Genomic DNA, 14121 nt, shown 5'->3' on the forward strand with positions numbered 1-14121 from the left:
CCATCGGCGGTTTCCCAAGCGTCCCTGTATCGGCCCGAAGCCGCTAGGCGCACCTTTTCCACCGGTGCGCACAAGTCTAACCCAAGGCGACTCCCAGTGCATACCGCAGACGCGCACACTGTGCTGGACACCACACCCCCCCGAGGGTTCCGGTTGCGCCTGCCCACCGGGTTATGCTTGCCAAAATGAAAGGCCTGCGCTTTTTTCACTGCGTTCGGCATACATTTTTTTTATAAACAGCGCTATTATCAGTCACTCACCGGTAGTTGTTCCGGACTGTTAGAGATTCTTTCCGGTTTCGGAGCGATGCACAGTGCGCACGCCGCTACTTGAGCGACGTCGTTCGTGTTTAGGCAAGGCAAGTGCACTGCCCGGATGTGCCAATCGATAATAAACGTCAGGACATTTACTCATGGCTGCCAAACGAAAAGCTGTCAATCCGGTCGCAGAACTGGAAGCTCAAATTTCCAAACTCACTGTAAAGCTGGATAAAGCCCGCAACAAAAAGGTTACCGATGCCGAAAAAGCGGTTTTAAAGGCCGGAAAGGCTTTGACCACGGCAAAAGACAAACTGGCCGGGGCCAAGGCCAAACTCACCGGCGCCCGCACCGCGGCCAGGGCTACCAAGACCGCCGCTACGCAAAAGCGGCTCGATAGCGCCAAAGCCAATGTCGAGAAGTTCAGCGAAGCGCTGCGACTCGCCAGGGCCTCTATGGCGGAAGCAAAAGCGTTGCAAACCCGGGCGAAAGCTGAGCGCAAGGCAGCCGAGACCGTGCGCAAAGCCGCAGCCACAGCGGAGAAACAGCTTGGCAAGGCCCGGCCTAAGGGCAAGGCCAAGCAATCCACGCCGGTGAAGAAAGCCACGGCAAAAACCACCGTCAAAGCCGCTAAAACCACTGGCGCAAAGCCCGCCAAAAAAGCCGTCGCCAAAAAACCCGTTGAGAAAAACACCGGAGCGCGCAAGGCTGTGGCAAAGAGTGCGGCGCCCAAAGCGAAAAAGCCGGTAACCAAGACCGAAAAGTCAGCACCACCGGTGAAAAAAGTTACCAAACCCACCGCCAGCAAAGCGGCTGCCCCCAAACCCAAAGCACCGGCAAAGCCCGCGAAAGTAGAAAAATCGCCGAGTGAAAAGCCCAAGCCGACCGAACCCGGTCAAGCGTCGGTACTGCAAAAGGCCAAGCCCGATGTGGAAGCTATCGCTACCCCCAAGCAGGAAATGCCGTTGGAATCCACTCCCCCGACGCCAGGCATTACGCCAGCTACTCCTGCCAACAGCCTGTTTTCCGCTGAAGAGCGCAGCAGTGAGTAATTTATCCGCATAGGTCAACCCGGCCCTGTTGGTCAATTGAACGCCACCTCAGAGAGGACGCAAACGCCAAACAACTGTTGCGCTTGTGCGCCTCCCCGGGGTGCTGGCCGGCGGCGGACTATCCCGACGCTTTGTAATATTCCGGCAATCCTTTTATTCAACCGCTCTGATTGCCCAAGGCACATCCCACACACTGCTTTGGCAGCCAGGGAGAAGAGGGCTCACCCAGCATCCAGGTCTTCCGAGCTTGCCAGATAGCTTTCTATCAGGCTCGCCCAGCGGGCCTGTTCTTTTTCTAGCAGACCGTATTGATGAGCGGCCAACTCCAGAGCCGGGCGATCACCAGGCCAATCCCCGACGCAGTTTGTCCACAGCATTGCCAGTTGCAAGCGCTCCAGTTTGAGTTCGTAGCGCTTGCACATCCCATAGAGCCCCAGAGTATAGGGGCGCAGATGGCCCAGCAGACGGCGCAAATGACGCAGGCTGCGAATCATTGATCGCCTCGGTGCCAAACTGCGATCGACCACACACCAGCGCTCATCACTCAACTGGTGCCCACAGACAGCGGCATAGCTCGCCCATAACATCATACATATGTCAGCACCCCGCCTGTCCTGACAATCGAGCAGGAAGCTTTCCACATCATTGTGGCGATAAAATACCAGGCTGAACTGCCATAGGGGATTTTTCTGCAGGGGAGATGGAGGTGCGGTTTGTGTCACGTTAAAATCCCCACTTCTTTTCGACTGGCGCCTTCTTAAGAGGGCAGCGGTTATGCCCGATTCCGCCGAATAGGCTAGCATCCATCGGCCTGTTTCCATGAGGTTTTTCAGTGATCAATTTGCAAGGTGTCTCCCTACAGCGAGGTGCACGAGAACTGTTGCACAGCGCGGATTGTCGCATTTTCCCCGGCCACAAGGTGGGGATTATCGGCGCGAATGGCTGTGGTAAGTCCACCCTGTTCAAGCTATTGCTCGGCCAGTTGGAAAGTGATGCCGGCCAGGTGGATTTGCCGAGCACCTGGCGTATCGCCCATATGGCCCAGGAGGTCGAGGCCAGTGACCAGCCCGCCCTCGATTATGTCCTCGATGGCGACAGAGCACTGCGCCAGTTACAAAATCAGCTGGCGGCAGCGGAGAGCTGCAGTGATACCAGTGGTCACAAGTTGGCAGAACTGCACGAGCGTATGGCGGGTATTGATGGCTACAGCGGCCCAGCGCGGGCAGCGCAATTGCTCAGCGGTCTGGGTTTCTCCCACAGCGAGCAACAACGGCCAGTACACAGTTTTTCCGGTGGCTGGCGCATACGACTCAACCTCGGGCGCGCCCTGATGTGCCCGGCTGATCTGATGCTGCTGGACGAGCCCACCAACCACCTGGACCTCGATGCCACCCTGTGGCTGGAGCAGTGGCTGCAGCGCTTCCCCGGTACACTGTTGATTATTTCCCACGACCGGGATTTCCTCGATGCGGTGGTCGACGGCATTGTCAGTTTCGAGCAACAAAAACTGGTGTTCTACAGCGGCAACTACAGCGCTTTTGAGCGCGCTCGCGCCGAGCGTCTGGCCCAGCAGCAACTACAGTACGAAAAGCAGCAGGCCGAGCGTGTGCATATGGAGGATTTCGTGCGGCGCTTTCGCGCCAAGGCCAGCAAAGCCAAACAGGCCCAGAGCCGTTTAAAGGCGCTGGAGCGCATGGCCCGGATCGCTCCCGCGCATGTGGACTCCCCCTTCCACTTCACCCTGCCGTCGGCGGAGAAAACCTCCAATCCCCTGATCGATCTGCGTGAAACAGACATCGGCTACACCGGTAAGGTAGTGATCAATAAAGTGCAGCTGGGTATCCAGCCGGGCCGTCGTATTGGCCTGCTCGGCCCCAACGGCGCAGGCAAATCCTCGCTGATCAAGACCCTTGCCGGACAACTTTCCCCCCTGAGTGGCGAGCGCCAGTGCGGGGAGCATCTGGCGATTGGCTATTTTGCCCAACACCAACTGGAAGCCCTCGACACTGCCGCCTCCCCGCTACTACACCTGCAGAGGCTCAGTGCCGATGCCAGCGAACAGTCCCTGCGCGATTTTCTCGGAGGCTATGGTTTTATTGGCGATCGGGTGTTTGAGACCGTGGCCGGTTTTTCTGGTGGAGAAAAGGCACGACTGGCCCTGGCGATCCTGGCCTGGCAAAAACCCAATCTTCTGCTGCTCGATGAGCCCACCAACCACCTGGACCTGGAAATGCGCCACGCCCTGACCCTGGCGCTGACGGAGTTTCCCGGCGCTGTGGTGCTGGTTTCCCATGATCGCCATCTGCTCGCCAACACCGCCGATGAATTTATTCTGGTGGCAGATGGGCGCGCCGAACTCTATAGCGGTAACCTGGAAGATTATAAGCAGTGGTTATTGGGCTATAATCGCGAGAAAAAACGCCGCGGGGAAAAAACACCGGACACTGCCGGGGACAACACCGTCCCGGTCGGGGACAAAAAAACCCAGCGGCGCACCGCCGCTGCACTGCGCGAGCAATTGAAACCCCTGGCAAAAAAACTGAAAACCCTCGAACGCCAACTGTCTTCGGCAGAGAGGCAACTCTCTCTAACCCGGGAAAAACTTGCCGACGAAAGCCTCTATAACGGCGGGCAGCATGAAGAAATCGCCCGACTCAATAAGGTGCAAGCCGAACAAAGTGAGAAGCTCGCTGCACTTGAACTGGAATGGCTGGAAATTTCCGAGCAATTGGACGAATTACGCGGTGAATAACTTTCGCCAGAAAAGGGTGTCCATACGCACTAAAATAAGAGCAGACCGGTACAGACCACATCCTGCCAGCCAACTCCGTGAAAGTTATTCACTGGCCCAGCGCGCCGATTTGCTCCTCTATGGAAACTCAGGCTATCGGATACATCCATACTCATCCACGGCGATACCAATCGGGGTATTCGGACATTGATCCAGATAGGTGGGCACCCCATCAAAATCTGAATCCAAAGGGCATCCATCGAGGTGCACATCGATTCCAACAGGCGTTTGCGGACACTGATCGGTTGCATCGATAACGCCATCGGCATCCTCGTCATACCAGAAGTCCGGATATTCAACCCATTGGTAGCCTATCGCAATACTGGCAAATCCATCCACTCCACCCTCTTCTATGCCTTGAAAAAGACGCACGTCCGCACGCGCCTGCCAGCGCGGCCCCAAGCTGTATTTAATGCCGAGACCGAGATTAAACATCGTCTGGCGATCATGCCAATTGCAATCGTCTCCCGGATATTCAAGTTCGTAGCGGCAAACATCCGGATATTCATCCTCCCTGTCCCCGTAGTAGCGATCCGGTGCATCATCGAACTCTATACGGATCTCACCGATACCAAAGGCAACATAGGGTTGCCAGCAAAAGTTACCGCAGAACTGTCCGGCGAACTGGTAGAGCAAATCCAGGTGATAATTGTATACTTCCACCTTCTCGGGAATTTCCTTAATATTTACCGTAAAGTAGTCAACGACGCCCTCCATAGCCCAGTAATTAGTCATATTGAACCCAAGGCCAACTCCAACGCCGGTGGAATCGCGCAGTGTCAAATCCCGAGTGGTATCGCCCAGGGTTAAATCCTGAAATGGTGTACCGTCGAGACGATCCTCGTTGAACCAGTATTTACCGCCTTTCGCATAGAGATTTAGTGTTCCCACAAAGTCAGCATAAACTTCCACACTCAATACAGTAAAAAAAAATACAACATAGCGGAGCTTTGCAGCTACCATTTGATCATTTTCCATCCGCGGCACCAAATTCTATTTTAAATCAGCATCTGCCAAAATGACTCGACAATTTATTGATGCAAATGACAGCAAATTGCACTCACTCCATCAAACGTGAGTTTCACTCCCTGCCCAGCTCGAACCTCTATTGATCAAACTGAGTAATAAACTGCCAAGTTTGTAATGTATCAAGTAATTTTCCGCCATCGACTGTAGATCGATACAGATCAAAAAATAAATTTTGGTGACACATCACGCCTGGATTGCTCAGGAGGAAATTAACGAACCGGAAATCCCTGTCTCATTATCAGCTTGATAGAACTGTGATCAGTATTAGCATCATAGACTGGAAAAAGCGAATAACAGTTGCAAACAGGGCCAGCGCAAACAATCCCGGCGCCAGATATAGGTACCCGGCCAGGGACACTTCAATTGATCCCATATGACAGATAATAGATACGACGCATACACTGGAAACATCTCTTTGCGCTGGAAGAAAATAGAAAGAGGACTACCAAACTATGGTAATATTATTTTACGATGCAAAACAAATGATAAAATAAATATTGAAGCGACAAAATTCTATCACACATCTTACTGAGGCAAAGAAAAGCTGCAATAAGTGTGATCGTCAGATACGCACTAAAAACTTCTCTTCTGAAAATCCAGATGAATACAAAAGGGTCTAGTGATCTCATCACGGTGCAAGTTGACCCCTATGCATTCCCGCCCCTAGTCACCCAACCCCTAAGAAAGTCTAAATAATAGACTATCCGGCCTTCCATTTTTGAATAGCATAGTATCCCGTTTTCCTGGCACCGGAAAAATAGATAAGCCTTAATCGAATGAGGTGTGAAATATCTCTTCTCGCAGTGGCGATACCAACACCCCAAAAAGATGACAAGCTCTGGGCTGTTGGTTTATTTTCCTTTTTTACCTCAGCATAAAGCCACATCTGCCGATGATTAAGACTTTGTATAACTTTTAAGCCTCCAGGAATATTTTCAGTATCAAAAGTGACTCCATAAAATCGAAACTCAATCTCCTTCATTGCCGGTGCCCCTCCCTCCATCTTCAGATCAAGCCACCGCGCCAGATCCAAATAGCCCGTTATCCGCAAAAACCAACACATCAATGCTGGTGACATACTGGCCAGACTGATGAAATGCGATAAATTTGGAGCGCTTGTCCCCTGGTACCAATTTTTGACCCCTCTGGGGTTGGCATGAATATGTTTTGCAATAATTTTTATTGCAGAGTTGGTTTCTGAGAACCCTTCCCGTAGAATTCTGGCAATAGAGATTCTTATTTTCTCGTCTCGTTGAGATGGAATAAACTGGTCCTTTTTTTCATATGACATACCAAGTTACCTGTGCCTATTATTATTGAATATGCAATTTATATAAACCCTCAGTCAAATATACAGGTCTCTAAGATTAAATAAACCGACCGCGGTGGATAGGAATGCATGAGAAACAGAATTCGCACAGCTATAAGAAAAATTATCCCTCGATTTTCGCAGCTATGTATATTCGCATGTCTACAGATCATCAGAAATACTCAACCGAAAATCAAGAGAATGCCATACGAAAATACGCTAAGCGGCATAATCTCCAGATAGTTTCCCATTATGCTGATGAAGGAAAAAGTGGCCTGGACATCAATGGTCGTAAGGGGTTGCAACAACTCATTGCAGATGTGGAATCAGGTCAGAGCAAATTTGACACTATTCTCGTTCTGGATGTAACCCGCTGGGGTCGATTCCAGGACGCTGATGAAAGTGCTTATTATGAATATCGCTGCAGAAAATCTGGTATTGAAGTTCGATACATTGCTGAGCAATTTGAGAATGATGGCAGCCCTATCTCAGACATTATCAAAGGAGTTAAACGGGCAATGGCTGGCGAGTACAGCCGCGAATTATCAGCCAAAGTCTTTGCGGGTCAATGCAACCTGATTGAAAAAGGCTTCCGCCAGGGCGGACCCGCCGGTTATGGTATCCGTCGCATGCTGACAGACGAACATGGCAATTCAAAGGGCTTGCTGAAACAAGGGGAGTATAAGTGTTTACAGACTGATAGAGTCATACTGGTACCTGGTCCCGATGCAGAAATCCAAGTCGTTTACTCCATCTATCAAGAATTTGTGGATGATCAGATGAGTGAGCGGGAGATTGCGGATCACCTTAACCAGCAGGGAATCACTACTGACCTGGGTCGCCAGTGGACGCGTGCAACTGTCCATCAGATCCTCACCAATGAAAAGTACATCGGTAACAACGTTTACAACCGCACCTCTTGCAAGTTGAAAAAGCAACGTGTCAAAAACGACCCTGATATGTGGGTTCGATCAGATGGAGCTTTCGAGCCTATCATTGATCCACGCTATTTCTATATGGCCCAGGGTATTATCACTGAGAGAAGCCGAAAACTCTCTAGTGAGGTGTTGCTGGCCAAGCTACGTGAGCTTCATACTCAAAAGGGCTGGCTATCGGGCATTCTGATTGACGAAACTGATGATATGCCCCCCAGTAGTGCCTATCGATACCGCTTTGGAAGCTTGATTCGGGCCTATACCATAATTGGCTATATCCCAGAACGAGATTATCGGTTTATAGAAATCAACCGCCATCTTCGAAAGATGCATCCCGATATAGTTGAGCACACCATGCAACATATCGAAAAGGTTGGTGGTTCTGTCTATCGAGAAGAGACCACGGATCTCGTGATGGTGAATAATGAAATTAGTGTTTCCATCGTTATTTGCCGGTGCTTACAAACGGTCACAGGGAGAAATCTCTGGAAAATCCGCTTAGATAAATCCCTAAAGCCTGATATTACCATTGCCGTCAGGATGGACACCAACAATGCAGATATCCTCGACTATTATCTGCTACCCAGCCTCGATATCCAAAATCCCCTCTTCAAGCTTCGCAACATTAATGGCTTAGCTCTGGATGCTTATCATTTTAATAACCTTGAATACTTCTTCTATATGGCCAAGCGTGCCAATATTCAGGAGGCCGCATGAACCAGGGAATTCGCAAATCTAAAATAAAAAATATCCGGATTCAGGATATACATATCTTGAATCCTAGATTCAGAAACAAGAAAGTTTTTGAAGAGATCACCGAGAATATCACCAAAGTAGGCTTGAAAAGACCAATCACTGTCACGCAATACACCTGGGCAAACGATAAGCCATATGTATTGGTTTGTGGCCAGGGGCGCCTTGAGGCGTATATGGCCTGTGGCCAATCGAAGATACCCGCTATGATCATCAAGGTTGAAGAGGAAGAGGCCTTAACCATGGGCTTGGTAGAGAATTTGGCGCGCCGCAAGCACACTTCCCTCGATCTCTTGAAAGGTATTCGGGTCCTAATGGAAAAGAGATATACCCCCAAGCAAATTGCACAAAAGACTGGGCTTACTGTGGAGTATGTGAAACCTATTGTTAAACTACTCAAAATGGGCGAAGAGAGGCTGCTCGCAGCCGTAGAGTCTAGTCAACTCCCCCTTGACATAGCAGTGAAGATCTCCGCCTCACCTGGAGAAGAGCAATTGGCACTACAAGAAGCCTATGAAAATGGCCAGCTAAGAGGAAAAAAATTCTATATCGCCCGCAAGATTATCGAAGCCAGACGCAACAGAGGAAAGACTTTAGTTGATAATTCAGGACGCCAGAATACAGCAAAAAAAACCATGTCTGGCCGCGATGTCCTGAAACTCTATAAAAAGGAAGCAGACCGAAGGCGTTTACTCATCAAGAAAGCAGAATTCGTTAACGGCCAACTTCATTTTATCGTTGAAGCACTACGGACTCTCTTCCGTGAGGAAGAATTTGTCAATCTTCTTGAAATCGAAGCGCTGATGACATTGCCGAAATCCATATCCGATATAATAGAAAGGAAGGCGCTGGGGAATGACTGAAAATAGTATAATTAGCATTGATGATGGCGGTGTTAAAATGGCTTTTATAAATTCAACCGTTGACTTGAGGATAGAACAACTGATTCCCACCAAGCCTATTCCAAAAACGTTACTTACCAGTAAAAAATATTTACAAATTCTCACATCAATAAAAGCAGTAGGTATTATTGAGCCCCCAGCCGTAATTGCAGAATCAAATGCCAGTGATTTATACATCATTCTCGACGGCCACTTAAGAATTGAAGCCCTTAAAGAAATCAATGAATCCAAGGTTACCTGCCTGATCTCCATCGATGATGAGTCTTTCACCTACAATAAACACATTAATCGGCTTACCGCTATTCAGGAACATCAGATGATTTTGAAGGCGATCAAACGCGGTGTTCCTGAAGATAAGATCGCCCGAGCACTCGGTGTTGACGTTAAAAGTATCATCCAAAAGAGAGACCTTCTGACCGGAATATGTCCAGAGGCAGTGAATCTATTGAAAGATAAACACGCACCAGCGGGTACTTTTCATATCCTGAAAAAAATGAAATCCATTCGCCAGATACAGGCTGCCACTCTAATGAATGATGCAGGGACGTATTCAGTTTCCTATGCCAGAGTGCTCTGGACAGCCACACCGAAAAGCCAGCTTGTTAATCCGGACAGACCCAAGAAAATCAAAGGCCTAACCGAAGCGCAAATAGACCGTATGGAAAGCGAGATGGCCAACCTGGAGAAGGAATACCAGCTGGTAGAGGAGAGCTATGGCACTGATGTCCTGAACCTGACGCTCGCCAAGGGATATCTCACAAAACTGCTCGATAACGCCCAGATAGTCAACTATCTGGCACACCGGCAAACGGATATTTTTAATCAGCTCCAACGCATATCAGAGATCAATTTTCTGGATGAATCTCTCTTGGGAAACCGGCAGTGATATGTAATTAACCAATTCCAGTATTATTTACGGAAAAAAAGCCCTGTGAGCGGCATTTACCAATAAGGCAGGAGGAAAGAATACCCCTCTGCCAGAATCGCATAAGGAGTGGATGCCGATTATGAGCCTACAGGGATGTGTTCATAGCGCGTCCTGGGAGAGGGGTATTCCCCCCTTCTGATTTGGCAGTAGATTTGTGCGCGACCCTCCTGTTATATCAGCGCTCTACTTTTACAGTGCCGATACCGACGTGAAACTTAAGGGGGTTGGGCTTGAGGCCACTGGCGAGGCTCCGGGAAAAGGCTGCCTCGCCGCAATAAGTCCCAGTATTGCGGGTTTAGTCAAATGAAAGAAAGCTGGCCCGCTCGGAGGGATTCGAACCCCCGACTTCCACCTCCGGAGGGTGGCGCTCTATCCAGCTGAGCTACGAGCGGGTAGTGTGGGGCCTGGACCATCAACCCCTCTGGCCTTAATGGTAAGGCCAATACCCCGTAATCCGCCTCCCGCCTTCAGAAAAACATACTGTCCACGGCTGGGGTAGGAAGTGACTGCCAATACAGGGTGGGCGGAGTATACAGAAGCGCTGCGGGGTGTGGAAGGCATTGTGTCGGGTCAACCGGCCTTTGGCAAGGACTGGTGGTGTGCTTATAATGCGCGGCGTGGAATTATGCCGCGGTATGGGCTCAATTCAATTCAGTCCTTTGAGGGGGTAGTATGAAGAGTATTTTGGGTATCGTGGCGGCACTGACCGTCAGTGCGGCTGCGGCAGTAGCCCAGTCTGTTGATCAGGAGATTGCCGAGCGTATTGCTCCGGCAGGCAAAACCTGTATGAAGGGGGAGGAATGTGCAGCAGCGGTAGCGGCGGCACCGGAGAGCGCCAGTACCGCTGGGCGCAGTGGCGAGGAGATCTACAACGCGAGCTGCTTCACCTGCCACGCCGCAGGCGTAGCGGGCGCACCCAAGCTTGGCGATGTGGCCGCTTGGGCTCCGCGTATCGCCAAGGGTATGGATACGCTCTACACCAACGCCATCAACGGTATCAATGCCATGCCGCCTAAAGGTCTGTGTATGGATTGTAGCGACGACGAAATCAAAGCCACCGTTGACTATATGGTGGAAAAAAGCAAGTAACCGTACGCGCTGCCTGGAGGCCGCCCCTTAAGCGGCCTTTTTTCACCGGTATCGGCCAGATAGGCACTGTCTATTGGCATGGGGCCCTTTCCCTGTGAGGATACCAAGTGCTGGTGGCGGAACATGGATAAAGGTATCGCGTTGCCCGCACTTCAATCAAACATACGCAACAGCGACCCCAGGGTCTCCTCTCCCTTTGTCTGGTTCTGTTGCGGCGTGGTTTTACTGAACCCTTCCCGTATCACATCCTCCTCGGGCAGTTCATCCAAAAAACGGCTGGGCGTTGTGTCCTGGGTTTCACCAAACTGCTTGCGCTTGCCCGCCAGGGTCATGGTGAGGGTGCGCTGAGCGCGGGTGATACCGACGTAGGTGAGACGGCGCTCCTCTTCAATATTGTCGTCCTCGATACTGTTGCGATGCGGCAGCAGGTTTTCCTCCATGCCGATCATAAACACATGGGGGAATTCCAGGCCCTTGGCGGCGTGCAGCGTCATCAGGCTGACCTTATCGGTGGCTTCCTCTTCCTCCTGACGCTCCAGCATATCCCGCAGGATCAGCTTGGAGATAGCTTGTTCCAGGCGGATATCCTGCTCCAGTTCATCATCGGTGCCCTCCATGATCTTATTGAGGGATTCCAGCAGCCAGTACACATTCTCCATACGCTTCTCGGCCACTTTCTCGCTGCTGGCGTTTTGCGCCAACCAGCCGGCGTAGTCGATATCCTCAAGCATCTCGCGCAGGGCATCGCTGACCGAGCGTTCATGGCAGTTGCGCTGCACACCTTCGAGCCATAGCGCGAAGCGGTTGAGGCGTTCGTAGCCCTGTCCACTGATATGTTCCTTGAAGCCCAGCTCGGAACAGGCTTTGAACATAGAGACCTCGCGATCCCTGGCATAATGGCCCAGGGTTTCCAGGCTGCTGGTGCCTATCTGGCGGCGCGGGGTATTGATAATGCGCAGGAAAGCGTTATCGTCATCGGGATTCACCAGTAACCTGAGGTAGGCCATCACGTCTTTGATCTCGGCGCGGGCGAAAAACGACGTGCCCCCGGACATCTGGTAAGGGATTTGGTGTTCCTGGAGCTTCAGCTCCACAAGGCGCGCCTGGTGGTTGCCACGATAGAGCACGGCGAAGTCCATAAATTTGCAGCCGCGACGGCTTTTTTGCAGATAAATCTCGTTGGCGATGCGCTCGGCCTCGTCATTTTCGTTGATCAACTTGATCACGCGGATCTCTTCCCCCAGGCCGCGGTCGGACCACAGCGCCTTGTCAAACTCATGGGGATTATGGGCGATCAGCTGGTTGGCCACTTTGAGTATACGACTGGTGGAGCGGTAGTTTTGCTCCAGCTTGATCAGGCGCAGACCGGGAAAGTCAGTCTTGAGGGCCGTCATATTCTCCGGGCGCGCGCCGCGCCAGGCGTAGATGGACTGGTCGTCGTCCCCCACCACCGTGAGGCTGCTGCGCCCCCCCAGCAGCAGTTTCACCAGCAGGTACTGAGCATTGTTGGTGTCCTGGTATTCGTCCACCAGCAGGTAGCGGATCTTCCTGCGCCAGCGCTGGAGCAGCTCCGGGTCCCTGTCGAACAGCTGCACCGGCAGCAGGATCAGGTCGTCGAAGTCCACTGCGTTGTAGGCCTTGAGGGCTTCGCAGTAGCGATCATAGGCGATGGCAATGGCCTGCTCGCCGGGGCTCTGCGCCTGCTCCAGGGCGCGGCGCGGTGTACGCATATCGTTCTTCCAGTTGGAGATCTGGTTCTGCACCCGCTCAAGCAGATCTGTATCCAGGTCGCCATCGCGCAGCATCAGCTCCTTGATCAGCGCGCGGGCGTCTTCGGCGTCGAAGATGGAGAAGCCCGGCTTAAAGCCAGCGGCGCGGTACTCCTTGCGCAGGATATTCAGGCCCAGGTTGTGGAAGGTGGATACGACGAGACCATGACTCGCCTTGGAGCGCTTGCCATTCGGCCCCGCCAGCAGCTTACCCACCCGCTCTTTCATCTCCCGGGCAGCCTTGTTGGTAAAGGTGAGGGCGGCGATATTGCGCGCGGCGTAGCCACACTGCTCGATCAGGTAGACGATCTTGCGGGTGATGACGCTGGTCTTGCCAGAGCCGGCACCGGCCAGTACCAGACAGGGGCCGTCGACATATTTCACCGCTTCAGACTGGCGGGGATTAAGTTGGGTCATATAGGGGGCTACATCATTATTGCACGACGGAAAAGCAGGGGATTCTATCAGCCTTGGCTCGAATCCTCCCAGCGCCAGTAAGAACGTTCGCCTCGGCGTGTACTTTGACAGTGGGATTAGCTATAACTGCGCCCTATTCTCTGCTTGTGTAATCCCATGCAACAACCCATTGCCGGTTATCACCTGGATGAAGAAGATCACTGGGTGGCCGAGCTTGCCTGTGGCCACTGCCAGCATGTGCGCCACAACCCGCCCTGGACCAACCGGCCCTGGGTGATCACTGAGGCGGGGCGCGCGTCCAGGTTGGGCATTCAACTCAATTGCAGGAAATGCGATGCGGGGCTGCCGCCCGATACGCTCAAAAAGGCGATACAACCATGACAAGAATCTGGGTCGATGCCGATGCCTGCCCGGTGGTCATCAAGGAAATTCTGTTCCGCGCTGCAGAGCGCACTGCAACAGAAATGACCCTGGTAGCAAACCAGGCAGTCAGAGTGCCGCCGTCCCGTTATATCCGCTCTCTACAGGTGACTGCGGGCTTCGATGTGGCCGATAACGAAATTGTGCAGCGCTGTGGAGCGGGGGACCTGGTGATTACCAGCGATATCCCCCTGGCAGCAGAGGTGATCGATAAAGGCGCCGAGGCCCTAAACCCCCGCGGGGAACGCTACACCAAGGCCAATATCCGCGCGCGCCTGAATATGCGCGATTTTATGGATACCTTGCGTTCCAGCGGCGTGCATACCGGTGGCCCACCGGCGCTCAATCAGGCGGATCGCAAAGCCTTTGCGGACCAATTGGACCGGTGGCTGGCGAAAATCCGTCAGTAAAAAACAAGTATAGTGGGCCCAGGGTTTGAGCGAGCCCGGATGCTGTAGTTTAAGTTGTCG

12 protein-coding genes and 1 tRNA gene are annotated in these 14121 nt (G+C 52.1%); 8 read left to right on the top strand and 5 right to left on the bottom strand.

Going from position 1 to position 14121, the window contains the following annotated elements; all coding sequences use genetic code 11:
* Positions 1-412 precede the first annotated feature (412 nt).
* On the top strand, positions 413-1309 hold the full coding sequence (locus tag Q1A48_RS00575) for a hypothetical protein (protein WP_299939746.1): 897 nt from the start codon (positions 413-415) through the stop codon (positions 1307-1309).
* A gap of 221 nt (positions 1310-1530) precedes the next feature.
* Here Q1A48_RS00575 and Q1A48_RS00580 read toward each other — a convergent pair whose 3' ends face one another.
* Positions 1531-2031 carry a TIGR02444 family protein gene (locus tag Q1A48_RS00580; RefSeq protein WP_299939748.1) on the bottom strand — a complete coding sequence of 167 codons (501 nt, stop codon included), beginning with the start codon at positions 2029-2031 and terminating at the stop codon, positions 1531-1533.
* A 110-nt stretch (positions 2032-2141) separates the two neighbouring features.
* Between Q1A48_RS00580 and Q1A48_RS00585 the strand changes: the two genes are divergently transcribed.
* Entirely contained in the window at positions 2142-4061 is a 1920-nt protein-coding gene (locus Q1A48_RS00585) for an ATP-binding cassette domain-containing protein (protein WP_299939751.1), read from the top strand.
* Positions 4062-4193: 132 nt separating this feature from the next.
* On the opposite strand, the gene Q1A48_RS00590 is transcribed toward Q1A48_RS00585, so the two are convergent.
* Complete coding sequence (locus Q1A48_RS00590; protein WP_299939754.1) at positions 4194-5078, bottom strand: outer membrane beta-barrel protein; 885 nt, start codon at positions 5076-5078, stop codon at positions 4194-4196.
* A gap of 751 nt (positions 5079-5829) precedes the next feature.
* Complete coding sequence (locus Q1A48_RS00595) at positions 5830-6420, bottom strand: hypothetical protein (RefSeq protein WP_299939757.1); 591 nt, start codon at positions 6418-6420, stop codon at positions 5830-5832.
* Between the two features lie 104 nt (positions 6421-6524).
* Here Q1A48_RS00595 and Q1A48_RS00600 point away from each other — a divergent pair, with 104 nt between their 5' ends.
* From Q1A48_RS00600 to Q1A48_RS00610, 3 genes are read left to right on the top strand one after another with little or no spacing between them, the layout of a single operon-like run.
* Entirely contained in the window at positions 6525-8090 is a 1566-nt protein-coding gene (locus Q1A48_RS00600; RefSeq protein WP_299939760.1) for a recombinase family protein, read from the top strand.
* Entirely contained in the window at positions 8087-8989 is a 903-nt protein-coding gene (locus Q1A48_RS00605; RefSeq protein WP_299939762.1) for a plasmid partitioning protein RepB C-terminal domain-containing protein, read from the top strand. The genes Q1A48_RS00600 and Q1A48_RS00605 overlap by 4 nt, the downstream gene beginning before the upstream one ends.
* Positions 8982-9914 (top strand): plasmid partitioning protein RepB C-terminal domain-containing protein, encoded by a 933-nt coding sequence (locus tag Q1A48_RS00610; RefSeq protein ID WP_299939764.1) that lies wholly within the window; start codon positions 8982-8984, stop codon positions 9912-9914. The genes Q1A48_RS00605 and Q1A48_RS00610 overlap by 8 nt, the downstream gene beginning before the upstream one ends.
* Positions 9915-10271: 357 nt before the next feature.
* Here the strand turns inward: Q1A48_RS00610 and Q1A48_RS00615 are convergent.
* A tRNA-Arg gene (locus Q1A48_RS00615) sits at positions 10272-10348 on the bottom strand.
* A gap of 280 nt (positions 10349-10628) precedes the next feature.
* Between Q1A48_RS00615 and Q1A48_RS00620 the strand changes: the two genes are divergently transcribed.
* Entirely contained in the window at positions 10629-11045 is a 417-nt protein-coding gene (locus Q1A48_RS00620) for a cytochrome c5 family protein (protein WP_299939766.1), read from the top strand.
* Between the two features lie 152 nt (positions 11046-11197).
* Here the strand turns inward: Q1A48_RS00620 and rep are convergent, their stop codons facing one another.
* Positions 11198-13231 (bottom strand): DNA helicase Rep, encoded by a 2034-nt coding sequence (rep, locus tag Q1A48_RS00625; protein WP_299939769.1) that lies wholly within the window; start codon positions 13229-13231, stop codon positions 11198-11200.
* A 156-nt stretch (positions 13232-13387) separates the two neighbouring features.
* Here rep and Q1A48_RS00630 point away from each other — a divergent pair, with 156 nt between their 5' ends.
* On the top strand, positions 13388-13612 hold the full coding sequence (locus tag Q1A48_RS00630) for a DUF3565 domain-containing protein (protein WP_299939771.1): 225 nt from the start codon (positions 13388-13390) through the stop codon (positions 13610-13612).
* Entirely contained in the window at positions 13609-14061 is a 453-nt protein-coding gene (locus Q1A48_RS00635; protein WP_299939774.1) for a YaiI/YqxD family protein, read from the top strand. Before Q1A48_RS00630 ends, Q1A48_RS00635 begins: the two co-directional genes overlap by 4 nt.
* The last annotated feature ends 60 nt before the right edge of the window (positions 14062-14121 follow it).

The organism is uncultured Microbulbifer sp. (assembly GCF_947489355.1).
Lineage (GTDB): Bacteria > Pseudomonadota > Gammaproteobacteria > Pseudomonadales > Cellvibrionaceae > Microbulbifer.